Origin of the sequence: Myxococcus sp. MISCRS1, assembly GCF_026626605.1 — a bacterium.
In the GTDB taxonomy this organism is placed as follows: Bacteria; Myxococcota; Myxococcia; order Myxococcales; family Myxococcaceae; genus Myxococcus; species Myxococcus fulvus.
Map to the genome: position 1 here is coordinate 1,946,204 of NZ_JAPNKB010000001.1, position 23,408 is coordinate 1,969,611.

Sequence of the window (23,408 nt, forward strand, 5' to 3'; positions counted from 1 at the left end):
CATGGGCGCACGCTACGTCTGCCAGAGCGAGCAGCGACGCCGGTTGGTGGAGGCCCACCCCACCTTCAACGGCATCGACTACCTGGAGGTCCTGGACGAGGAGGCCGCCACCCTTGAGCTGGAGCGCCAGCGCACGCTGTGGGTGCGCTGCTACAAGCCGCTGCCCGTCACCATCAGCGCGGACAACGTGGGAATCACCGGCGGCGTGCGCCTGAAGGACATCGGCGTCGCGCTCGCGTTCCGCATGGACCAGCCGCCGCCGGACCCGCTCACCACCCAGGCCGAGCGCGATGAGTACGCGCGGCGCGTGGCGCTGGACGTGGAGAACGGCACGACGGAGACGCAGCAGACGCTGGTGGTGCGCACCACGTCCTCCGGCGACTTCTCCACGTACACGCTCGCGCTCCTGCGGGGCTTCCTGGACACGGTGCCGCTGGAGGGCTTCGACGCCCTGTTGTCGCGCGTGGACTTCACCTTCAAGGTGGAGTGCCCGAGCGAGTTCGACTGCGCCCCGCCGAAGTCCGCCGTCACGCCGGACGGCGTGGACCCGACCCTCGACTACCTCACCCGCGACTACGCCAGCTTCCGGCGGCTGCTCCTCGACCGGCTGTCGGAGGTGGCGCCGCAGTGGAAGGAGCGCAACCCCGCGGACCTGGGCGTGACGCTGGTGGAGCTGATGGCCTACTCGGCCGACTACCTCAGCTACTACCAGGACGCGGTGGCCACCGAGGCGTACCTGGGCACCGCGCGCAAGCGCACCTCCGTGCGCCGCCACGCGCGGCTGCTCGACTACCCCATGCACGACGGCGGCAACGCCCGCGCGTGGGTGACGGTGAGCCTCACGCCCGATGCCGAGGGCACGACGCTGGCCGGCCCCACCGAGGTGACGCCCGGCACGGTGTTCCTCACCACCGTGGACGCGCCCCGCGTGGTGGACGCCCGGCAGCTCCAGGCCGCCATCGTCTCCGGCGCGGAGGTGTTCGAGTCGCTCCACCCCACCACGCTCTACTCGGGCCACGGCCGCATCACCTTCCACACCTGGGGTGAGGACCGCTGCTGCCTTCCCCGGGGCGCCACGGCGGCCACGCTGCTCAACCCGCCCTCGCCCGCGGACCCGACGAAGAAGACCTTCACGCCGGAGAACTTCTCCGAGGGCAAGGTGCTCATCCTGGAGGAGGCGCGCGGCTCTCAGACGGGGCGCGCCGTGGACGCGGACCCGTCCCGCCGCCACGCGGTGCGGCTGACGCAGGTGGCCTTCGGCGAGGACCCTCTGCTCGGCGTGGACGTGGTGGAGGTGTCCTGGCACACCGAGGACGCGCTGCCCTTCGAGCTGTGCCTGTGGACCGTCACCGTCCCCCACGACTCCACCGGGGAGAAGGAGGACGTGCCCGGCCAGCCCGCGCCGGTGAGCGTGGCGCGCGGCAACGTGGTGCTGGTGGACCATGGGCGCACGCTGACGGAGGAGCTGCCCGCCGTGCCCGGGACAGGGGGCTACCGTCCCCGATTGTCGCGTGGCCCGCTCACCCAGGTGTCGCGGGTGGAGGGCGGCCGCGCGGTGGACCCCACCGCGTCCGCCACCGCCGCGCTGCGCTCCGCGCCGGAGGAGTCCCTGCCCGCGCTCTGGCTGCGCGAGGCGGAGAGCGGCCGCGTCTGGGTGCCGCGCCGCACGCTGCTCAACAGCGGCCGCTTCAGCCGGGAGCTGGTGGCCGAGGTGGAGGACGACGGCCGGGCCCGCCTGCGCTTCGGCGACAACGTGCTCGGCGAGCGCCCCGGCGCCGGCGTGGGGATGACGGCCACGTACCGCATCGGCAACGGCGGCGCGGGCAACGTGGGCGCGGAGTCGATTTCGCATGTGTATTCGCCCGTGGGCGGCGCGTGGCGCGACGGCATCCTCCGCGTGCGCAACCCGCTGCCGGCGCAGGGCGGCGTGGAGCCGGAGGCCGTGGAGCGGGTGCGCATCGACGCGCCGGAGGCCTTCCGCATCCAGCAGCGCGCGGTGACGGAGGAGGACTACGCGGAGGTGGCCCAGCGCCACCCCGAGGTGCAGCGCGCGGTGGGCAGCCTGCGGTGGACGGGGAGCTGGCACACCATGTTCATCACCGTGGACCGACGCGGCGGCTTCCCGGTGGACGCGGACTTCTCCGAGCGGCTCACCACCTTCCTGGAGCGCTTCCGGCTGGCCGGGTACGACCTGCGCGTCGACGCGCCCCTCTTCGTCCCGCTGGACATCGCCATGACGGTCTGCGTGCTGCCGGGCTACCTGGCCGCCAACGTGAAGGCCGCGCTGCTGGAGGTCTTCGGCAACGGGGAGCTTCCCGATGGCCGTCGCGCGTTCTTCCACCCGGACAACTTCACCTTCGGCGAGCCGGTGTACCTGAGCCAGCTGGTGGCCACGGCGATGAAGGTCCCCGGCGTGGCGTGGGTGGAGACGGAGGACGCGCCGGGCAAGCCGCAGCGCTTCCGGCGCTTCGGGCAGGTGCCTCGCGACGAGTGGAAGAACGGGCTCATCGCCATGGACCGGCTGGAGATTGCCCGGCTCGACAATGACCCGAGCCAGCCGGAGAACGGCAAGCTCGACTTCTACATGCAGGGGGGCCTGTGAGCACGTCCATCAAGGGCTCTGGGGACTGCGACGCGTGCGAGGCGCAAGGCGCGGCGGAGGCGGCGCCGCTGTACAACCGCCCCGGCCAGCCCGCGCTCGCGTACCGCATCGGCACGCACTCCAGCTTCTTCCAGCGCATGCTCGCGCGCCTGCCGCGGGAGTTCCTGCCGGACGGGGAGTTCGCCGGCACCCGGCCGCTGGCGGCGCTGTCCACGCGTGGCACGGAGGATTTGTCCATCGCGATGCTGGACGCGTGGGCCACGGCCGCCGACGTGCTGACGTTCTACCAGGAGCGCATCGCCAACGAGGGCTTCCTGCGCACCGCCACGGAGCGGCGCTCGGTGCTGGAGCTGGCGCGGCAGCTCGGCTACGAGCTCAAGCCCGGCGTCGCCGCGAGCACGTACCTGGTCTTCACCGTGGAGACGGCGCCTGGCGCGCCCTCGCGCGTCCAGGTGCCGGTGGGCGTGCAGGTGCTCAGCATCCCCGGCCAGGACGCGCGGCCCCAGACGTTCGAGACCACCGAGGCGCTGGAGGCGCGCGCGGAGTGGAACCTGCTCCGGGTGCCCAGGACGCAAGCCCAGCCGCTCTTGCGCGGGGAGAGCACGCTGTACCTGCGCGGCCTGCAGCCCGGCATCCAGCCCGGCGACGCGCTGCTGCTCGTGGGCGAGGAGCGCGAGCGCCAGCCGGGCAGCGAGCAGTGGGACCTGCGCTGGGTGAAGACCGTCACCCAGGTGCCGAACCCGAAGGAGCCCGAGCTCAACCACACCGTGGTGATGTGGGAGCCGGGGCTGGGCAGCGAGACGCCGCGCATGGACCCGGCGGACCACCCGCGCGCCTTCGTGCTGCGGCTGCGCGGCAACCTGTTCGGCTACAACGCGCCGTCCTTCAAGGCGATGCCGGACGACATCAAGCAGCGCTACAACCCGGACTACCGCCCCGGCGACGGGCGCTTCACCCAGTGGCCCCAGTTCGAGAACACCACCGCGGTGCAGGGAATCGTGGACCTGGACCGCGAGTACCCCACGCTGGTGCACGGCAGCTGGGTGGCGCTCTGGAAGTCGCGCTACGTGGAGCTCTACCGCATCACCGACATCCAGCCCTGGGCGCGTGAAGACTTCACGATGACCGCCAAGGTGACGCGGCTGACGTTCGACACCAACGAGCACCTGTCCTACTTCCCGCTGCGCAGCACCGTCGTGCTCGCGCAGAGCGAGGAGCTGCCCATCGGCGAGATGCCGCGGACGGACGCGGTGCAGGGCGACTCCATCGAGCTGGACCGCGCGGTGGCGGGCCTGGAGCCCCAGCACGTGCTGCTCATCGAGGGCAGGACGCTCGTGGACGGGCAGTCGGGCGAGTGGCTGCGGCAGGTGGTGGCGTTGGACCGCGCGGAGGCGCTCCCGGACGGACGCACGCGGCTGGTGCTCCAGGAGCCCCTGGCCGCGCCGCTCGCGCGCGACACGGTGCTCATCCACGGCAACGTGGCGCCCTCCACGCACGGCGAGACGGTGCGCGAGGTGCTGGGCGGCGGTGACGGCTCGCGCACGCATCAGCGCTTCGTGCTGCGCAAGCCGCCGCTCACCTACGTGGCGGCGCCCACCGACACCGGCGGAGAGAGCACGCTGGAGATTCGGGTGAACGGCGTGCTGTGGAAGGAGGTGCCCACGCTCTTCGGCCAGGACGAGCGCGCCGAGGTCTACATGGTGCGCCTGCAGGACGACGGCACGGTGGTGGTGACGTTCGGCGACGGCGTGTCCGGCGCGCGCCTGCCCACGGGTCAGGAGAACATCACCGCGGTGTACCGCTCCGGCATCGGTCCGGAGGGCGAGGTGGACTCCGGGCAGCTCGCGCTCCTCAAGGTGCGCCCGCTGGGCATCCGCGAGGTGGGCAACCCGCTGCCCGCCACCGGGGCCGCCGCGCCGGAGTCGCGGGACGAGGCGCGCGACAACGCCCCCGCGTCGGTGCTGACGCTGCGCCGCGTGGTGTCGCTGCAGGACTACGAGGACTTCGCCTCCACCTTCGCGGGCATCGGCAAGGCCCAGGCCGCGGACCTCACCAACGGCGAGCGCATCCTCGTGCACGTCACCGTGGCCGCGAACAACGGCGAGCCGGTGGAGCCGGGGACCCAGCTGCACGAGAGCCTGGAGGAGGCCCTGCGCGCGCACCACGACCCGGTGCGCCAGTTCGCGCTCTCCTCCTACGAGCGGCTCTACTTCGCCGTGGAGGCCCGGCTGCGGCTGGACACACGCTACCTGCCCGAGGACGTGCTCGCCCGGGCGGAGGCCGCGCTGCGCGAGGCGTTCTCCTTCGAGCGGCGCCAGTTCGCCCAGGCGGTGAGCGGCGCGGAGGTCATCCGCGTCCTCCAGGACGTGCCGGGCGTGGTGATGGTGGACCTGGAGCGGCTGCACCCGACGACGCCCTTCATCCCGGAGCAGAAGCTGTTCTCGGTGATTCGCGCGCGCGGCGCCCGCTGGGAGCGCACGCTCCTGCGGCCCGCGCAGCTGCTCCTGCTGGACCCGTCGCTCCAGGGTGAGCGGCGGGGCGTGACGCTGGTGCACGACCTGGAGGTGAGCCCGTGACGCCCTCGCCCAGGGACAGGCTGTACAAGCTGCTGCCCGCCATCCACCGCGCCAAGGACACGCTGCAGGGCGAGCCGTTGCGCGCGCTCCTGGCCATCATGGAGCACGAGCTGCTGGCGCTCGAGGAGGACATCGGCCAGCTGCATGACAACTGGTTCATCGAGACGTGCCAGGAGTGGGTGGTGCCGTACATCGGCGACCTGCTCAAGGTGCGCGACCTGGTGCCCGTGGACCCGGGCCTCTTCAGCCAGCGAGCCTACGTGGCCAACACCCTGGCGTACCGGCGCCGCAAGGGCACCGCGGCCATGCTGGAGCAGCTCGCGCGCGACGTGACGGGCTGGCCCGCGCGCGCCGTGGAGTTCTTCCAGCGCGTGGGCACGACGCAGTACCTCAACCACCCGCGCCTGACGAGCCTGCGCACGCCGGACCTGCGCGACGCCAACGCGCTGGAGCGGGTGGGCACCCCGTTCGAGAACGCCACCCGCACCGTGGACGTGCGCCACATCGACAACCAGCGCGGCCAGCACAACCTGCCCAACGTGGGCCTCTTCCTGTGGCGGCTGGAGTCCTATCCCGTCGTGCTCGCGCCCGCGTACCCGGTGCTCCCGGCCTCCGAGCCCGGCGCCACCGAGGAGGGGCTCTTCCGCTTCGACGCGCTCGGCTGCGACACGCACCTGTTCAACCTGCCGCAGTCGGAGACGACGCTCAGCTCGCTGGCCGGGGAGCTCAACGTGCCGACGCCGCTGCGCCGCCGGCCGCTGTATGACGAGCTGGAGGCCCGCCGCGCCGCGCTCGCCCGGGGCCAGACGCCCGAGCAGCGCTACTTCGGCGCCACCCCGCCCTTCACGCTCCACCTGGACGCGGGGCCCGGCGCGTTCGAGGCCATCTCCCCGGACGAGGTCCTCATCTGTGACCTGTCCACCTGGCACCGCCCGCCCGCCACGCTGCCCTACCCGCCGCTGGACCCGAGCCTGCCGCCGGTGAACCGGAGCATCCGCGTCGCGGTGGACCCGGTGAACGGGCGGCTCGCCTTCGCCGAGGGGCTGCCGGTGCCCACGGCGCTGTCGGTCAGCTACGCGTATGGCTTCAGCAGCGAGGTGGGCGGCGGCTTCTATGACCGCCAGGAGACGCTGCTCCCGCTGGAGCAGCGCGGCGCCTGGCGCGTCGACACGCGCGTGGGCCCCTACACCACGCTCGCCTCGGCCTTGAGCGCGAGCAGCGCCAGCGGGGACGCGCTGGTGGAGGTGCTCGACAGCGAGCGCTATCCGCTGGCCACGCTGGACGTGGCGGTGGGCTCGCGGCTGGAGCTGCGGGCCGCCAACCTCCAGCGCCCCGTCATCGACCTGCAGGGCGGCCGGGGGCTGATACGACTGGGAGAGGGCGCCACGCTGGTGCTCAGCGGACTGCTCGTGCGCGGCGGCGTGCTGGAGGTGCAGGCCGCGGACAACGCCACGCTGGACTTGCGCCACTGCACGCTCGTGCCCGGACAGGACCTGCTGCCGGACGGCCAGCCGCGCACCACCGAGCCGAGCCTGGTGGTGAAGGGCGAGAAGGACGGCGACTGCACCGTGCTCCTGCATCGCTGCATCACCGGCCCCGTGCGCACGGGCCGTGCCACCGTGCTGCGGCTGGAGGACTGCATCGTGGACGGGCTGGGAGGCCCCGCGCTCCAGGGACTGCCCACACCTCCGGGGCCGCTGCTCCCCGAGGAGGAGGACCTGGAGGCGGAGGGCCTCACGGGCACGCTCCACGTGCTCGCCAGCACGGTGCTCGGCACCGTGGAGACCACGGTGCTGGAGCTGGCCAGCGACAGCCTCTTCACGGGCCGGGTGAACGTGGTGCAGCGGCAGAAGGGCTGCATGCGCTTCTGCTACGTGCCGCCCGGCTCGCACGTGCCCCAGCGCTTCCGCTGCCAGCCCGCGTACGCGGAAGGGACGCCCGAGGACGTGCGGCTGGAGCTCGAGCGCCGCGTGAAGCCCGTCTTCACGTCGGACCGCTACCTGGAGCCGGGCTACTGCCAGCTCCGCGACGACACCGATTCGGGCATCCGCCGGGGTGCCAGTGACGAGGGGGAGATGGGCGTGTTCCACCACCTCCAACAACCGCAGCGCGAGGCCAACCTGCGCGCCAGCCTGACCGACTACCTGCGCTTCGGACTCGAGGCCGGGTTCTTCTTCGTGACCTGAGGAGACGCCATGAAGGGCGATTTCAGCCGGAACACCTTCCGGCCCGCGAAGCACTACTCCACCGTGCGGATGCAGCAGGGACGCGTCCAGCTGGACGCCGACTGGAACGAGCACGTCGACCTCCAGCAGTACCTGGACCAGACGACGCGCCGGGACGTCATCGGCCACAGCGGGACACCTCAGGAGCCCGGCACGCCCGCCGAGCAGACGGGGTTCGCCCTCTTCACGCAGGGCACCCGCCCCTTCGTGCGCGCCGGGCGCTACTACGTGGAGGGCGTCCTCTGCGAGAACGAGCAGGCGGTGGCGCTGGACGCCCAGCCGGACCTGCCCGGCTTCACGCTGCCGGTGGCGCACGGGCGCTACCTGGCCTTCCTGGACGTGTGGCAGCGCCACGTCACCGCGCTGGAGGACCCGGAGCTGCGCGAGGTGGCGCTGGGCGGCCCGGACTCCGCCACGCGCACCCGCACGGTGTGGCAGGTGCGGCTGCTGCGGCTCACGGGGACGAACGCCTCCGGCCCCATCGAGGCAGTGCCGTGCCACACCTTCGGCACCCCGGAGTGGCTGCCCGAGGAGCTGACCAGCACCGGCACGCTCGCGGCGCGCGGCGAGCCCGAGCAGGCCAGCGACAACCCGTGCATCGTCGCGGCCGAGGCGGGCTACCGCCGGCTGGAGAACCAGCTCTACCGGGTGGAGGTGCACCGCGGCAACACGGGCGGCGGCACGGCCACCTTCAAGTGGTCGCGCGACAACGGCATCCTCTTCACCCAGGTGGAGTCGGTGGATGTCCTCAACCGGCGCATGGTGGTGACCGAGCCGGGCAAGGACGGCTACCGGCGCTTCCAGCCCAACCAGTGGCTGGAGCTGACCACCGAGGAGCGCGTGCTGCGCGGCGAGCCCGGTGAGCTCATCCGCGTGGAGGCGATGACGGGCAACCGCATCACCATCGACGCGGCGACGTGGCCGGCCACGCTGCCCTCCGGCGCGCTCACCGTGCGCGGCTGGGACAACGTGGGTCCCGCGGGCGCGCTGGACATCGTCCCCGCTCCGGCGGACCCGTCCTTGGGGTGGACCTCGCTGGAGAGCGGCGTGCAGGTGCGCTTCACCGCGGGCCGCTACCGTACGGGCGACTACTGGCTCATCCCCGCGCGCACGGTGACGCGCAACGTGCTGTGGCCCCAGGACGGAGGGCTGCCCGCCTCCGAGCCCGCCCACGGCATCCATCACCACTACTGCGCGCTGGCCGTGCTGGAGCGCAACTCCGACGGCTGGCACGTGCACGACTGCCGCAACCTGTTCCCCCCGCTCACCGAGCACAAGACGCTGGTGTACGCGGGCGGCGACGGCCAGGAGGTGCTGCCCGCCCGTCCGCCCGCGCCGCCCAGCCGGCTCGCCAGGCCCCTGCGCGCGGGCGTGTTCAACGGGCGGCTTCCCGTGGTGGGCGCGCGCGTCCAGTTCAGCGTGGTGCTGTCCGAGGGCCAGGGCACCGTCGCGGACGTCCACCTGCCGGACGACGCGCAGACGACGATTGTCGTCTACACCGATGCCAGCGGCATCGCGGAGGTCTTCTGGACGCCGGCCATCGACGGCTGGCAGACGGTGAACGACCCCCGGCACAGCCAGGTGGTCGAGGCCCGGCTGCTGGACCACGGGAACGAGGCCATCCACGCGCCGCTGCGCTACTTCGCGAGCCTCAGCGTCGCATCCAAGGTGGCGTACGACCCGGACGACGCGCAGGAGATCCTCAACGACACGCACACCGTCCAGGAGGCGCTGGATACGCTGAGCCGGCAACGGGTGCTCACGTACGAGGGCGGTGACGGCCAGGAGGTGCTCCCCGGCGAGCGGCTGCCGCACCCGCTGCGCGTGGGCGTGGCCCGTCACCAGCGCCGCGCGGCGAACCAGTCGGTCCGCTTCCGGGTGCTCAGCGGCGCCGGCGGCCAGTACACCGGCGTGCGACTGGCCGGCTCGAGCAACCCGTGGACGGAGAGCATCGTCGTCACCACCGGCGACGACGGCCTCGCCCTGGTGGAGTGGCTGCCCAACCCCAACGACGTCACCCAGCAGGTGGAGGCGCGGCTCCTGGTGTCCGAGGGCGGCCCGCTCGTCGAGGCCCACCTGCCCCTGGTGTTCACCGCGCGCCTGAGCCTGGCGAACCGGGTGGCCTACCAGTCCGGCGGGTGCCAGACGCTGCTGAACGCGGACACGGTGCAGGAGGCGCTGGACACGCTGTGCCGCCAGCGCACGTTCCTGTACCTGGGCGGAGACGGCCAGGAGGGCGCGCCGCTGCAGGAGCTGCCCACGCCGCTCATGGTGGCGGTGATGCAGGGCGAGAACCCGGTCGCCAACGCGCTCGTGCACTTCCGCATCCTCCAGGTCGCCGATGGCGCCAGCCTCCGCCCCGCCGAGGGAACAGGCACGCCCGGCGCGTCGCTGCTGGTGCGCACCAACACACAGGGCATCGCCGCCGCGCTCTGGACGCTGTCGAACGCGCCGACGCAGCGGGTGTCCGCCCAGCTGGTGGAGGACGCCCAGACGCCCACGCGGGTGCCGCCCATCCTGTTCAACGCGCGCTCCACCGTCTCCGTCGCGGCCGAGCCCTCGGTCAAGGTCACCCGCGTGGAGATGGCCACCAACGCCCAGCTCGCCATCGAGAACGACAGCGTCGTGGAGTTCGAGCCCTTCGTCACGCTGGCCCAGGGCATCCGCATCATCTGCTCCGAGGAGCTGGCGCCGCTCATGTCGCCCGCGGGTGCGCCGCTGCCGCTCCCCCGCCCCGTCGTGTCGGTGTCGGTGGAGATCAACTACCCGCTGACCACCCACGACTCGACGTGGTGGCGCGAGCAGATGGGCCGGCTGGTGGGCATCGTCGGTCATCAGACCTTCGAGCTGCGCGGCGAGGCGCGCATCTTCGGCTCGGACATCGTCTGGATTCCCTCGCTGGAGTCCTACCGGTGGCTGGGCCATCTGCGCAACTACGACACCGAGGACCGCGCCAATCCCCGCCTGCTCGTGAAGCTGCGCATCCGGGGCGGCTACGTCCACTCGCGCGACGGCAGCCGCGTCCTGGATGGCGAGGTGATTTCGCGCTCGCTGGCGCAGCGCTTCGCCGCCGGCCTCCCCAACCGGGGTGACGGCCGGCAGGGCGGAGACTTCGAGCTGTGGTTCTGGATTCGCAGCTTCACCTTCTCGCCGCCGGGCATCGCCCCGGGGAGCCTCGGCCCGCGCACGCTCATCGCGTCCAGCACCGTGACGTCCGCGCTGGAGCAGCCGTGGGGGCTGGCGCGGGACGCGAAGCGGCAGGAGCTGCTCGTGGCGGACACCGGCGCCAACGCCGTGGCGCGCCTGAGCCTGGAGAACCACGCCGCGGTGGGGAATCTCGAGGAGGGCCTGGAGCAGCCCACGGCCCTGGTGCTGGACGCGCGGCGCGACGAACTCTACGTCGCCAACGCGGGCGGCGACTCGGTGGCCGTCTTCCGCCATGACGACCAGGGCGGCTTCCAGCCCGCGCGCGTGCTCGCCGGGAAGAAGACGGGGCTGAGCGGACCGCTGGGTCTGGCGCTCGACGCGGAGCACCAGCGCCTCTTCGTGGCCGGCTCGGGCAAGGGCCAGGCGACGGGGCTGACGGCCGGGCCGAAGGGAGGACGTGGGGCGTACCTCGCCCTCTTCGACGCGCAGGCCCAGGGCGACACGGCGCCGCGCGCGCGGTGGACGGGCGAGCAGCTCAAGCTCAACCGGGCCGCGGGGCTCGCGTGGGACGCGGTCCACGAGGAGCTCTACGTCGCCGACTACGGCTCGGACGCGGTGGCCGTGTTCTCGCTGGCGTCGCTGCTCGACACCAAGGCGGCGGCCGTGAAGCCCTTGCGCGTGCTCCAGGGCAAGACGACGGGGCTGTCGCAGCCCACGGGCGTGTCGCTGGATGCCTCCGGCGAGGAGCTGTGGGTGGCCAACGCGCGCACGAACAGCATCACCGTGTACGCGCGGGACGCGGCGGGGAACGCGGCGCCGCTGCGCACGGTGGAGGCGCCCTCGGAGTCGGGCAAGCGCCTCCGGGCCGTGCTGCCCTGAACGCACGAAGGGCCCGGAGCCGAGTCCCCGGGCCCTTCGCGACGACGGACCGCCGCCTCAGCGCGCGCGGGGCATCGCGGCCTTCAGCTCGGCCACGCTCGCAGCTCCGCCAGCTCCGCCCTCGGCGCGTCCACCTCCGCGTCGCGCTCGCGCAGCTGCCGGGTGCGCCGCTCCAGCGCCTGGATGGCGACCATGTTGACGCCGTCGATGTCGAGCATGCCGATGCTGGTGTCATCCATGCCCAGCCCTTCGCGGGCGGCGCATCGTCTCCACAGCCCACGGCGCCCAGCGCCAGGGCTCCCAGCGTGGCACACCGCATTCGCGTCTTCAGGTCGCATCCTGGCTCACGGCGGCTGGCCGGCGGCTGACCGCGCTCGGCTCGAGCCCTTCGGCAGGGTGTGACTTTTTCACGGCGCGCTCACCGGGCAATCGGACGCACCGGAGGCACGCAGCGATTCACGCTGTACGGCCGGACCCACGCGCACCACTCGGGCTGCCCCAACGAAGACCAGGAGATATCGAGGTCCGATGAATCACCGTTTTCAACCTCACCGACCCAGGTCTCCAGCAGCTTCGAGCCTTCTTTCGGGCTCCAGCGATACAGCTCGATGGGCGCCTCACCGCGCGTCCCCGACACGATGAACGCCAGCGAGTCACCGGGGCCGCAGGACAGCCGGGGCACGGCCCTGAGCCCCCGGTGCAGCACCGCGCGCTGAGCGGCCCCGCCCGGGTCGAACCACACGGCCTCCAGCGTGGTGCCCAGCAAGCCCTGCGCGCTTCCGAAGTCCGCCAGGGGCGAGGACACCACCAGTCGCGAGTCACCGCACCACGCGCGCTTCGAGGTGTGCGGCGGGAAGCGGAGCACGATGTCCCCGGAGCGCAGGTCCACGAGCGAGCTGGAGCCAGCCAGCTGGCCGACGAGGGCTCGCGTGGCGCTGGGGTTCGCCTCGACGAAGGTCACCTGCTCGAAGCGGACCTCGCCCGCGCGCAGCACGGAGTCCGCGCGACAGGAGTTGTTCTCCAGTCGAGCCACTCGCACGAGCGCTGGTGCGTGAGCTCCGCGGGGCCCACCTTCTCGATGCGTGGGGCTTCCTGGCGCCGACAAGCGCCCATCGTCAGGAGCAGCAGCACGAACAGCGCGGAGCGCATATGGCCTCGAGGAGCCCGGAGAGCAAAGGAGTCTAGCAGGCCCTCGCCCGCCCTCGCCCCCGAGGCTCCCACCTCGAAGAGAGAGGATGACGCGCCGGGTCCTCCGCGTTGCCTACTTCATGCGCGTCCATGAAGACACCCCGCAGCCCGCCTCCAGCCAGCCGTCTCCAGCGAGCGGTGTCACCCCGGACGTCCAGGCCATCGCTCGAATCGACGCCGTCAAGACGGTCCTGCGAGTGCTCCTTCAGACCACCGGCCTGCGGCTGGCCGTCGTGGCCCGCGTCACCGCGCAGGAGTGGCGCTGCTGCGCGGTGCTGGACGAGATGAGCTTCGGCCTCAAGCCGGGCGACACGCTCGCCATCTCGACGACGTTCTGCAACACGGTGCGCACCTCGGCCACCCCGCTGCTCGTCAACCACGCCAGCCAGGAGCCCCGCTTCGCGGGCCACCCCGCGCCCAGGCTCTATGGCGTGGAGAGCTACATCGCCGTGCCGCTGTACCGCAGGGATGGGGCCTTCTTCGGCGTCATGTGCGCGCTGGACTCCAACCCGGCCGCGCTCCCCCAGGACAAGCTGGAGGTCTTCCGACACCTGGGAGACCTCATCGGCCATCAGCTCGAGAACCAGGACGCGCTGGACCGCAGCGCGGCCCAGCTCTTCGACGAGAAGGAGGCGGCCCTGCTGCGCGAGCAGCTCATCGGCATCGTCAGCCACGACCTGCGCAACCCCCTCAACGCCATCCTCATGTCCGCCGCGACGCTGGTGCGCCGCACGGACCTGGACGAGCGGGCGCGCCGGGCGGTGCGGCGCATCGTCGACTCGGCGGACCGCGCGCAGCGGCTCATCCGGGACCTGCTCGACTTCACCCAGGCGCGCATGGGCCAGGTGCTGCCCGTCGACCGTCAGCCCATGGACCTGCACGAGCTGACCTGTCAGGTCGTCGAGGAGGTCCAGGCCGTCGCGCCGGAGCGCGTGCTGGAGGTCCGGACGAAGGGCCACGGCCAGGGGACCTGGGACGCGGACCGCATCGCCCAGGTGCTGCACAACCTGCTCGCCAACGCCATGCAGTACAGCCCCTCGGGCGCGCGCATCCAGGTGTCGAGCGAGGCGCATGACGGGGAGCTGGTCCTGCGGGTGCACAACGACGGGCCCCCCATCCCGCAGGAGGTGCTCCCCACCCTCTTCGAGCCCATGAAGCGCGGCACCACGAACGGCGCGGAGCGGCGCAGCGTGGGCCTGGGCCTGTTCATCGTGGACCAGATTGCCCGGGCCCATGGAGGGAGCGTCGAGGTGGCGTCCACGCAAGCGGAGGGCACGACCTTCAGCGTCCATCTTCCGCGGCGCGGATGACGGGGCGCGCGCGTGGAGTATAAGTCGCCGGATGGACGGCCTCCCGTCTCCCACCGCGCGCGACTGCGTCGACCCCTGGCGTCTTCCCCTCTTCTGCCTGGCCGCCGCCGTGGTGCTGGCGCTGACGCTCCAGCTCAGCAACGGCACGCTGCTGGACACGTCCCTGCGAGGCCTCACGCTGGCGCTGGGCCTGGCGCTGCTGGCCGTCGTCGGCCCCGGCGGCTCGCGCCCGTGGACGTGGGGTGAGGCGGCGCTCGCGCTGGGCCTGGGCGTCGGGCTGCTCCTGCAGCTCCAGGTGCTCCTCACCGACTACCCGTCGTCCGCGCTCAGGCTCCAGGGGCCCTGGCCCTTCGCGCGCTTCCACGAGCGGCTGGCGGCCGCGGCGCTCATCAGTGGCGCGCTGCTCGCGGGGCCCAACTGGCTGCGCAAGGTCGGCGTGCCCGCGCTCCTCGGGGTGTACCTGCTCTTGGGGCTCTGGATTCTTCGCCACGCGCCCTCGCCCCACATCGACGTGCTCGTGTTCCAGGTGCAGGGCGCGGACGAGCTCCTGCGCGGCCAGAACCCGTACGCGATGACGTTCCCCAACATCTACGGCCATGGGCACTGGTACGGCGAGGGGCTCGTGCGGGACGGACGGCTGCTGTTCGGCTTCCCCTACCCGCCCCTGAGCCTGATGTTCGCCACCCTGGGCCGCGCGCTGGCGACGGACCCGCGCCACGCGCAGCTCGTGGCCACCGCGCTCGCCGCCGGCCTCATGGCCTGGACGCGGGGTGGTCGTCTGGGCGCGGGCGCCGCGGCGCTGTACCTGCTCACGCCGCGCGGCTTCTTCGTGCTGGAGCAGTCCTGGACGGAGCCCTTCCTCGTGCTGCTGCTGTCGGCCACGGTCTTCTGCGCCGTGCGCTTCCCTCGCGCGCTGCCGTACGTCTTCGGCCTGACGCTCGCCATCAAGCAGCACACGGTGTTCCTGCTGCCGCTGGCGCTGCTGCTCCTGCCCGAGCCTCGCCAGCAGCTCTGGGGCTTCTTGTGGCGTGCCGCCGCCACCGCGCTGGCCGTCAGCCTCCCCTTCGCCCTGCCGGACCCGAAGGCGTTCTTCCACAGCGTGGTGGCGCTGCACATCCACCAGCCGTTCCGCGTCGACTCGCTGAGCTACCTGGCCGCGTGGGTGGCCAAGGGTCATCCCACCCCACCCCTCTGGATTCCCTTCGCCGCCGTGGCCGCCGCGCTGGGCTTGAGCCTGTGGCGCGCGCCCCGCACCCCCGCGGGCTTCGCCGCCGCCACCGCGCTCACCTACGCCACCTTCTTCGCCTTCAACAAACAGGCGTTCTGCAACTACTACTACTTCGTCGTGGCCACCCTCTGTCTGGCGGTGGCCGCCACGCGCCTGCCCTCGGCCCCCACGCCCGCCCGGTGACAGTTTCCCACGCGGCCGGTGTTCCAGGCCCCGGACGCGGGCCCCAGGCCCGGGGGAGACATGGACATGTGGATGCGCGCGGCGGTGGTGCTGCTCATGGCGGGCTGGGTGACGGGGTGTGACGTCCACGAGCGCGGCAACGGCGACACCGTGACGGAGGCCCGGAGCGCCGAGGGCTTCGAGGCCGTGGCGTACGAGGGCCACCTGGACGTGCGCGTGCGCGAGGGCGCCACCTCCTCCGTGGAGGTGACGCTGGACTCCAACCTCCAGGACAACGTGCGCGCCTTCGTCCAGTCCGACGGGACGCTGCGCATCGAGACGGACGGCCACCTGGACCCCCAGGGCCCCGCGCATGTGGACGTCACCCTGCCGCGCCTGACCGGCGCCTCACTCTCCGGCTCCGGCCAGGTGCGGGTGGACGGCTTCGTGGGCCAGCAGTCCGAGCACGTGCGCCTGCGCGCCCAGGGCTCCGGAAGGCTCAGCTACTGCGGCGCGGCCCGCGTGCTGGAGGCCCACCTGGACGGCTCCGGGGAGCTGAAGGTGTGCATGCCGGAGTCGGGGGTCGCCCAGTCGGTGGCGCTGCACCTGTCCGGCTCCGGGGCCCTGTCCTGGTCGGGCGCCGCCGACACCGTGCGGGTGACGAGCGAGGGCTCCGGGAAGACGCGGCTTTCGGGCCATGCCGAGCGGCTGGACATCCGCCTGTCGGGCAGCGGCGACCTGGAGGCCCGGGCCCTCGGGGCCGTCCACCTGGATGTCCGGCTGGAGGGCTCCGGGGACGTGGAGGCCCGCGTCGAGGGGGGCAGCGTGAAGGTCTCCCTCGAGGGCTCCGGGGACGTGGAGCTCTGGGGGAGCGCCTCCCTGCGGGACATCGACGTGGACGGCGGCGGTCGGGTCATCTGGCACTGACGCCCGGCCGTCCCCCCTCCATCCAGGGAGGGCCCGCGAGCGGTCCTTTCTTCGAGGCCCCCTGCCGGGATATGCACCGACGGCCATGAAGGACGCTGAGACAACCTCGCCCGCGCTCGACGCCGCCCCGCCCCCCGAAGCCCCCGCCTCGCTCGACGAGGTCCGTCGGTGCACCCGCCTCCTGGAGGCCATGGCCGAGGACCGCATCCTCCTGGCCAGGCTGCCCGAGGAGGACAAGCGCGCCCTGCTCATCGCCGCCGGCCGCATCGTCATGCCGGACCGCACCGCGAAGTCCCGCCTGGAGAAGGCCCTGCGGCGCGAGAAGCGCCACGACAAGCAGACCAAGGACCGGGAGGTGCGCGCCAGCACCCGCATCCGCACGATGCGCCGCGCCCCCGTCTTCAACGCGCCCCTGCTTCCGGCCGGCGAGGTCCCCGTCGAGGAGGGCCCCGAGCGGCTCCTGGAGACGCCGCGCAAGTGCTACGTGTGCAAGGCGGAGTACCGCAAGCTGCACTTCTTCTACGACGCGATGTGCATCGAGTGCGCGGACTTCAACTACGCCAAGCGCACCCAACGCGCGCCCTTGTCCGGCAAGGTCGCGCTCATCACCGGCGCGCGGGTGAAGATTGGCTTCCAGGCGTCGCTGATGCTGCTGCGCTCGGGCGCCACCGTCATCGCCACCACGCGCTTCCCCCAGGACTCGGCGCGGCGCTACATGCTGGAGCCGGACTTCGCGGAGTGGTCCCACCGGCTGCACATCCACGGGCTGGATCTGCGCCACGCGCCCAGCGTGGAGATTTTCGCCCGGCACATCGAGCAGACGCACTCGCGGCTGGACATCCTCATCAACAACGCGGCGCAGACGGTGCGCCGGCCGCCGGGCTTCTACGCCCACCTGCTCGACGGGGAGCTGCGCCGGTTCGAGGAGCTGCCCGAGGCGGCCCGCCCGCTGCTCGCCAGCCACCGGGCCTGCCTCACCGAGCTGAACCCCGTCCTGGGCGCGGGCGGCACGGAGCCCTCCGCGATGACCACCTCGTGGCGCAGCAACGACCCGGCGCTGGGCATCCACTCCTCCGCCGCGCTGTCGCTCCTGCCGTACGCGCTGGAGAACGAGGGTGACACCAGCGCCCTGTTCCCCCAGGGCCGGTTGGACGCGGACGAGCAGCAGGTGGACCTGCGCGACATGAACTCGTGGCGGATGAAGCTCGCGGACGTGTCCACGGCGGAGATGCTGGAGGTGCACCTGGTGAACGCGGTGGCGCCCTTCATCCTCTGCGGCAAGCTCAAGCCGCTGATGACCCGCGACCGCACCACGCCGGGCCACATCGTCAACGTGTCCGCCATGGAGGGCAGCTTCTCGCGCGGGACGAAGACGGACCGCCACCCGCACACCAACATGGCCAAGGCCGCGCTGAACATGATGACGCTGACGTCCGCGGCGGACTACGCCAAGGACCGCATCTACATGAACGCGGTGGACACCGGCTGGGTCACCGACGAGGACCCGGCCGTGTTCTCCCAGCGCAAGGTGGAGGACCTGGACTTCCAGCCGCCCCTGGACATCGTCGACGGCGCGGCGCGCATCATCGACCCCATCACCACCGCCGAGAACACCGGCGACTACTCCTGGGGCAACTTCTTCAAGGACTACCGCCTCACCAACTGGTGAGGCGGGTCCTCAGGGCAGCGCGCGGCGGTACATCAGGTCCGTGCGCACCACGTACTTGAGGCCGCCCGTCACCGTCGCGCCCTCGTGGTACAGGTGGTGGTTGAAGACGAGCCCCATCCCCCGACGGGGCGTCACCGAGCGCCCCAGGTCCAGGAAGTTCGTCGCGCCGCCCTCGGCCCCGTCGTTCAGGTACACCAGGTACGTCAGCAGGCTGCGCTCGTTCCTGTCGCGCACGAAGGCGCCGTCGTAGTGCGGCGCGAAGTACTCCCCCGCCTCGTAGCGGTAGCAGCGCAGCCGCTCGTTGGCGCCGCACAGCTCCCAGGTGCGCTCCAGCCTGCGCGGCACGTGGGTGAGGACGCGCTGGTGCAGCAGGTCCGCCAGCGCCGGGTCATCGAACATCACCCGGGAGTTGTTGCGGAGGTCGGGGCGCATCACCATGCCCTGCGACGTGGTGACGGGCGCGGCCGAGGGCCCCAGCGCCTCGATTCGCTCCACCAGCTCCTGGCACTCGTGCTCGTTGAGGAGGTCCTCGAGGGTGAGGACCAGCGGATTGGCTTCCCCCAGCGCACGGTCCGGGTCCGGCAGCAGCGGCGACATGCCCGCCATCCAAGCGCCCTTCCCACGCGTTGACCAGGGAAACGAGGCGCCGGAACAACCCCGCCCGCGGAGGAGCCACACTCCCCAGGATGACTCCTCCGCGAGCGTCCCTACAGCCCTCCACTGACGTAGCTGGAGGGCGCGTCCACGTGGAAGACGAGCTCCAAGGTCCTCGTCTCCGCGGGCGCGAGCGCCACCTGCCAGGTGGCGATGCCGTCGTCCTTCGTCAGTGCCAGGCCCGCCGTCGACTCCGGCGCCACCTCCACCTTCACGTCGTCCAGCTCGGAGACGGGGATGTGCTCGGACAGCACCACCTTCTCCTCGTGCTGACGCAGGTTGGTGAGCTGGAAGCGGTAGGCGTAGCGGAAGCGCTGCTTGCCCCCGAAGAGCCCCTGCGGGCGCTTCACCTCCTCCACCGTCGTGCGTGTCACGCGAAGGGCCTCCTCGATGCCGAAGGTGAGCTCGAAGGGGAGCCCGCTCGCCACGCGCTCCAGCCGCTGACGTCCCAGGAAGCCCGTGCCCCGGAAGAGGCTGACCTCACCCGGCAACAGCGGGAAGGACGTGGTGTTGGCCAGCCGCGCCACGCGGAAGACCACCGGGTGCAGCTTGGGCACCGTGCGCCACGAGAACTCCGCGGGCAGGCGGTGACGCCCCAGCACCACGCGCACCGCCACGCCGTCCCCCGGCACCCGCGCCGCCTCCTCGGCCTCCCACTGCACGGACACGCCTTGGGACACCGCCCGCGGGCCCTCGCCGGAGGCCGCCTCCCCCTCGACGCCGCCCTCCACGGATTGCCGCGCCTCCTGACGCGCCGTCAGCACCTGGCGCTCCTTGGGCTGCTTCAGCGCCCGGACGAGCAGCGGCGCCACCTCCGGCGGCGTGGCGTTCTTGCGAGGCAGCGCCGTGGAGAGCACGAGCTTCGCGCCCGACCAGTCCTCGCCCGTCTGCTGGCGCACCGTGGCGAGCGCCGTCAGCTCCACCGTGCCCGAGGCCTCATCCGCGCGCGCCTCGTAGCTCGGCTCCCAGGAGCTGCCGCCCACCAGATACGTCAGCGACACCCGGGCCTTCTTCCCCTCGGGACACGACAGGCGCACCTCCACCCGGTACTCGGCGCGGGCGGCCTCGGTGCTCAGCCGCGAGAGCTGCGCGGAGACCTCGTCGCGGCGCTGCTTCAGCGCGCGGCGCTTCTCCGCCAGCTCCCACGCCTCCCTCACCGCGCGCATCCGCACCGACAACGCCGCGTCGAACGCCGAGGCCCACGCGCGCGTGTCCGGCTTGCGGCCCGTCAGCTCCCGCGTGACGTGGTCCACGGCCACGTCCGTGTAGCCCTCCGACAGCCGCTCCAGCCCCGTCACCCGCGCGAGCGCCGCGTCCAGCGTGAGCTCCTCCTGGGTCAGCGCGTCCCACCGCGCCCTCCACTCGCGGCGCTCCGCGGAGAGCTGCTGCTCGAGCGTCTGGCGCTCGGCGGTGAGGCCCTCCAGGTCCGCGCCAGGGGCCCGCGCCCGGAAGCTCTCGCGCGAGGCGGCCTCCGGCACCTGCTCGAAGACGGCGGTGGTGGGGCCACGGCACGTCACGTCCTGGGTGCGCGTGACGTGGGCCCGGTCCGGATAGACGACGACGGAGGACACCTGGGGCGCGGCGGCGAGCACCAGGAGGGACAAGGGGAACAAGGTCATGGTGGCTCCTCGCGGCTACTGGGTGAGCTTCCAGTTCTGGGGGCGCTTCAGGCGGTACTCGAAGGTGAGCGTCTTCTTGCTGGAGGCGGGAATCACCACGTCCCAGCGCAGCACCCCCGTCTTGGGGTCCTGGCTCGCCACGGGCTCGGTGCGCACGAGCGTCGCCTCCACGTCGCCACCCCAGCCCAGGGGCCACTGGTCCACCACGTGTGTCTGCATCGCGAAGGGATAGGGGTTGGAGACCTCCAGCGTGACTTCGTACGTGTTGAGGTCGTCCTTGGAGATGAAGCCCTCCTTCGATTGCACCAGCCGGACGTCGCGCGCGGTGCGCACGGCCGGGTCCATGCCCAGGGGCAGCGTGAAGGGCTCGCCCGGGACGATGAGCGGCAGCGACGCGGTGCCGGACGGGTCGTCTCCCACGAAGAGCGAGGCGGTGCCTCCGGGCAGCGCGCTTCGCGACGGACTCTTCAGCCGCGCCACCAGGTACGCCTCCGACGCCAGCGCGGGGAAGACGCGGCGCTCCACCTGCACGGGCCATGACTCCAGGAGCAGCGGGATGGTGCGCTCGCCCTGCCCGCTGGGCACCGTCTCCGAGCGCGGCGCGGTGAAGGCCAGGTCGTGGCCTCCCGCGAGCGACGCCGGCAGCTGCGAGTCCAGCGCCGGACGACGCCAGCCCGGAGGCGGCGCCAGCCCCACGTAGCGGTCCACGACGGGCTCCGGCCGCCAGTTGGACATGGGCGCGCCATGCAGCGAGAAGCCCACCCCGGTGTGGGTGCTGCCCACGTCGACGGTGGGCGGCGCGCCCACGATTTCGACGACCTCGCCCAGGCTCTCCGGGAGCAGCTCCACGTTCATCCGGACGGTGCGCTGCATCCACACCTGGATGTCCGCGCGCGCGTACGGCTTGAACTGCTCCTTCTCGAACCGGAGCGTGTAGACGCCGGGCGGCAGGGGCGGGAGCCGGTAGTTCCCCTGCGCGTCGGTCACGGTGGTCTCCTCCCCCGGCAGGCTCGGCGAGATGGCGGTGACGACGACGTCGCCCACGGGAGTTCGCGACTGGGCATCGATGACGTTGCCCAGGACGAAGGCATCACCGCCCGGTGCGACGCGCGCGGTCGGCGAAGGACGGGAAGCCTCCGGCTCCGGGCGCCGGGACTCGGTCGGCGTCGGCGCCGGCCTCGACGCCTGGGCCACCTTCTCCGGAAGGGGCGGCGCGCCCTTCCCCTGGGCTCGCGTCTCGAGCTCGCGGCGCAGTTGCGCCACCACGTCCAGCGGGGCCACGGGCCGGGGCAGCGGCGGCGGCTCGCTCGGGAGCTCGTCGGTCCTGCGCGCCGTGGGGATGAAGCGCTCGGCGGTGCCCAGCTTCCACGTGGTCAGCTTCGGCAGCGCGGTGAAGGTGGACGGCAGCGCGGTGCTGAGCGTGAGGCGGGCCTGGGTCCAGTCCTCGCCCGTCTCCTGGCTGACGAGTCCGGAGAAGGCCACCTGCACCCGCTGCTGCGCCGGGTTGAGCTGGAGCTCGTAGCGCGGGTACCAGCGCGCCTGCTGGAGCACCAGATAGGACAGGCGCACCTTCGCGGCGCCCGAGCCCGTGAGGGCCACCCGCACCTCGAAGCCCCGCGGCGAGGGCAGCGCCCCCAGGCGGCCCGCGTCCACCTGACGGGCGTCGAGCTCGTTTCGCAGGACCTGCATGCGCGCCTCCAGCTCCCGCATCCGCGCCTCGCGCTTCGTGCGCAGGTCGACGAGGAACGCGGCGGCCTGGCTCCAGCCTCCGGGCGCCAGCGCTCCGCTCGCGCCGTCGGCGTCCTCGCCCGGCCCCTTCGGCTGGATGCGGCCGAGCGCGGCGACCTGACGCTGGTTGGCCACGTGCTCCGCGCTGACGCGGGAGAGCTCGTCCCCCAGCCGGTCCAACGTCGAAAGCAACGCGGTGGCCTCCGCGACGGGGAACGGCGATGGCTGGGCCGCGCGCACCTCCACGGACGCGACGCGGGCCCCTTCCGCCTCCACCTGGATGGAGTCCGGGTCCACCGCCTCCGGCAAGAGGGGCAGCTCCAGCCACTCGGTGCCGGAGACCTGGAGGGAAACGGTCCGCACCACCCGCGCCCGGTCGCTGTAGACGGTGACGTCGGTGATGGGAGCCTCGGTGGAGGCGTGCAGCAGCTGACTGACGGCCCAACCCAGTCCAAGAAGGAGCATGCGGCCAAGGTACGTGTCCGGCTGTGCTCACATCTTCACGAAGTCATCACGGCGCCCGCACGATTGTCTCAGCCCCGGACGCCTCGGGTGGCACGCTGTCCTCCGGACCGACGCCTCATCGAAAGGAAGTCATGCAGCTCATCACCAGCGCGAGTCAGGGAGCCAAGGTGCGGTTGGAGAAGCTCTCCACCACGCCTCCGAAGCACGAACAGAAGACCGACGCGAAGGGGGAGTTCGAGGCCCTGGGCGAGGAGCTGTTCGACCTCCAGGACCTGATGTGGGGCTCGCGGCTCAACTCGGTGCTCATCGTCCTGCAGGGCCGCGACACCGCGGGCAAGGACGGCACCATCAAGCACGTGGTGGGCAGCCTCAACCCCCGGGGCGTCTCCGTCGCGTCGTTCGCGGCGCCCACGCTGGAGGAGCGCGAGCACGACTTCCTCTGGCGCATCCACCGCCACACCCCACGCCTGGGCGAGTTCTCCATCTTCAACCGCTCCCACTACGAGGACGTGCTCGCCGTGCGCGTGCACGAGCTGGCGCCCCCGTCCCTCTGGAAGGAGCGCTACGGCCACATCCAGGACTTCGAGGAGATGCTCGCCGAGCACGGCACCATCGTCCTGAAGTTCTTCCTCCACATCAGCCAACAGGAGCAGGAGCAGCGCCTGATGGACCGGGAGAAGGAGCCGCGCAAGGCGTGGAAGATCAGCGCCGGGGACTGGGAGGACCGCAAGCACTGGGCGGACTACACCCGGGCCTACCAGGACGTCTTCGCGCGCACCTCCACGAAGCAGGCGCCCTGGTGCATCGTCCCCTCCGACGCCAAGTGGTACCGCAACCTCGTCGTGGCCCGCGCCGTGGTGGCCGCGCTCAAGCCACACCGCGAGCGCTGGCAGGCGCGGCTGGACGCGCTGGGCGCGGAGAAGAAGGCCGAGCTCAAGGCGTGGCGCCGCAAGCGCTGAAGCCCCGCTGGGAGGCCCGCACGGCCACGCACGCCACGTCGCCTCGCCGGGCCGCTCCGATGTCCGCCGC

14 protein-coding genes are annotated in these 23,408 nt (G+C 72.3%); 9 read left to right on the forward strand and 5 right to left on the reverse strand.

The genetic code is table 11. From position 1 onward, the window contains the following. Position 1: 1 nt before the first annotated feature. The 4 genes from OWM54_RS07415 to OWM54_RS07430 are packed head-to-tail and all read left to right on the forward strand — an operon-like array spanning position 2 to position 11,429. A complete protein-coding gene (locus OWM54_RS07415; protein WP_267697017.1) occupies positions 2–2,602 on the forward strand; it encodes a putative baseplate assembly protein in 2,601 nt (866 codons plus the stop codon). After that, the gene (locus tag OWM54_RS07420; RefSeq protein ID WP_267697018.1) at positions 2,599–5,178 is read left to right on the forward strand and encodes a putative baseplate assembly protein; all 2,580 of its coding nucleotides are present in this window, start codon (positions 2,599–2,601) and stop codon (positions 5,176–5,178) included. The genes OWM54_RS07415 and OWM54_RS07420 overlap by 4 nt, the downstream gene beginning before the upstream one ends. Continuing rightward, the gene (locus OWM54_RS07425; RefSeq protein WP_267697020.1) at positions 5,175–7,364 is read left to right on the forward strand and encodes a hypothetical protein; all 2,190 of its coding nucleotides are present in this window, start codon (positions 5,175–5,177) and stop codon (positions 7,362–7,364) included. The genes OWM54_RS07420 and OWM54_RS07425 overlap by 4 nt, the downstream gene beginning before the upstream one ends. A gap of 9 nt (positions 7,365–7,373) precedes the next feature. Further along, a complete protein-coding gene (locus OWM54_RS07430) occupies positions 7,374–11,429 on the forward strand; it encodes a DUF6519 domain-containing protein (protein WP_267697021.1) in 4,056 nt (1,351 codons plus the stop codon). Between the two features lie 83 nt (positions 11,430–11,512). On the opposite strand, the gene OWM54_RS07435 is transcribed toward OWM54_RS07430, so the two are convergent. Both OWM54_RS07435 and OWM54_RS07440 read right to left on the reverse strand, forming a co-directional pair. After that, positions 11,513–11,668, reverse strand: a complete 156-nt coding sequence (locus tag OWM54_RS07435; RefSeq protein ID WP_267697022.1) for a hypothetical protein — start codon at positions 11,666–11,668, stop codon at positions 11,513–11,515. Between the two features lie 179 nt (positions 11,669–11,847). After that, positions 11,848–12,468, reverse strand: coding sequence for a hypothetical protein (locus tag OWM54_RS07440; RefSeq protein WP_267697023.1), 621 nt, complete (start codon positions 12,466–12,468; stop codon positions 11,848–11,850). 196 nt (positions 12,469–12,664) lie between these two features. Between OWM54_RS07440 and OWM54_RS07445 the strand changes: the two genes are divergently transcribed. The 4 genes from OWM54_RS07445 to OWM54_RS07460 all read left to right on the forward strand — a co-directional run bounded on the left by OWM54_RS07445 (position 12,665) and on the right by OWM54_RS07460 (position 17,913). After that, a complete protein-coding gene (locus tag OWM54_RS07445) occupies positions 12,665–13,927 on the forward strand; it encodes a GAF domain-containing sensor histidine kinase (RefSeq protein ID WP_267697024.1) in 1,263 nt (420 codons plus the stop codon). A 31-nt stretch (positions 13,928–13,958) separates the two neighbouring features. Then, a complete protein-coding gene (locus OWM54_RS07450; protein ID WP_267697025.1) occupies positions 13,959–15,338 on the forward strand; it encodes a hypothetical protein in 1,380 nt (459 codons plus the stop codon). Positions 15,339–15,398: 60 nt separating this feature from the next. After that, positions 15,399–16,244: a head GIN domain-containing protein gene (locus OWM54_RS07455; protein ID WP_267697026.1), complete on the forward strand. Its 846-nt coding sequence runs from the start codon at positions 15,399–15,401 to the stop codon at positions 16,242–16,244. A gap of 85 nt (positions 16,245–16,329) precedes the next feature. Then, positions 16,330–17,913, forward strand: coding sequence for an SDR family NAD(P)-dependent oxidoreductase (locus tag OWM54_RS07460; protein WP_223751490.1), 1,584 nt, complete (start codon positions 16,330–16,332; stop codon positions 17,911–17,913). 9 nt (positions 17,914–17,922) lie between these two features. On the opposite strand, the gene OWM54_RS07465 is transcribed toward OWM54_RS07460, so the two are convergent. The 3 genes from OWM54_RS07465 to OWM54_RS07475 all read right to left on the reverse strand — a co-directional run bounded on the left by OWM54_RS07465 (position 17,923) and on the right by OWM54_RS07475 (position 22,379). Then, a complete protein-coding gene (locus tag OWM54_RS07465) occupies positions 17,923–18,510 on the reverse strand; it encodes a 2OG-Fe(II) oxygenase (RefSeq protein ID WP_223751489.1) in 588 nt (195 codons plus the stop codon). 110 nt (positions 18,511–18,620) lie between these two features. Then, on the reverse strand, positions 18,621–20,186 hold the full coding sequence (locus tag OWM54_RS07470) for a mucoidy inhibitor MuiA family protein (protein ID WP_267697027.1): 1,566 nt from the start codon (positions 20,184–20,186) through the stop codon (positions 18,621–18,623). A 15-nt stretch (positions 20,187–20,201) separates the two neighbouring features. Further along, positions 20,202–22,379, reverse strand: coding sequence for a mucoidy inhibitor MuiA family protein (locus tag OWM54_RS07475; RefSeq protein ID WP_267697029.1), 2,178 nt, complete (start codon positions 22,377–22,379; stop codon positions 20,202–20,204). A gap of 131 nt (positions 22,380–22,510) precedes the next feature. Between OWM54_RS07475 and OWM54_RS07480 the strand changes: the two genes are divergently transcribed. Then, on the forward strand, positions 22,511–23,338 hold the full coding sequence (locus OWM54_RS07480) for a polyphosphate kinase 2 family protein (RefSeq protein WP_267697031.1): 828 nt from the start codon (positions 22,511–22,513) through the stop codon (positions 23,336–23,338). Positions 23,339–23,408: the final 70 nt, after the last annotated feature.

What these genes read in the sequence shown, in the direction of transcription:
- OWM54_RS07475 (WP_267697029.1), bottom strand. Translation starts at nt 22,379, where the DNA reads ATGCTCCTTCTTGGACTGGGTTGGGCCGTCAGTCAGCTGCTGCACGCC.
- OWM54_RS07445 (WP_267697024.1), top strand. Translation starts at nt 12,665, where the DNA reads ATGACGCGCCGGGTCCTCCGCGTTGCCTACTTCATGCGCGTCCATGAA.
- OWM54_RS07470 (WP_267697027.1), bottom strand. Translation starts at nt 20,186, where the DNA reads ATGACCTTGTTCCCCTTGTCCCTCCTGGTGCTCGCCGCCGCGCCCCAG.
- OWM54_RS07480 (WP_267697031.1), top strand. Translation starts at nt 22,511, where the DNA reads ATGCAGCTCATCACCAGCGCGAGTCAGGGAGCCAAGGTGCGGTTGGAG.
- OWM54_RS07460 (WP_223751490.1), top strand. Translation starts at nt 16,330, where the DNA reads ATGAAGGACGCTGAGACAACCTCGCCCGCGCTCGACGCCGCCCCGCCC.
- OWM54_RS07430 (WP_267697021.1), top strand. Translation starts at nt 7,374, where the DNA reads ATGAAGGGCGATTTCAGCCGGAACACCTTCCGGCCCGCGAAGCACTAC.
- OWM54_RS07465 (WP_223751489.1), bottom strand. Translation starts at nt 18,510, where the DNA reads ATGTCGCCGCTGCTGCCGGACCCGGACCGTGCGCTGGGGGAAGCCAAT.
- OWM54_RS07455 (WP_267697026.1), top strand. Translation starts at nt 15,399, where the DNA reads ATGGACATGTGGATGCGCGCGGCGGTGGTGCTGCTCATGGCGGGCTGG.
- OWM54_RS07450 (WP_267697025.1), top strand. Translation starts at nt 13,959, where the DNA reads ATGGACGGCCTCCCGTCTCCCACCGCGCGCGACTGCGTCGACCCCTGG.
- OWM54_RS07435 (WP_267697022.1), bottom strand. Translation starts at nt 11,668, where the DNA reads ATGGATGACACCAGCATCGGCATGCTCGACATCGACGGCGTCAACATG.
- OWM54_RS07415 (WP_267697017.1), top strand. Translation starts at nt 2, where the DNA reads ATGGGCGCACGCTACGTCTGCCAGAGCGAGCAGCGACGCCGGTTGGTG.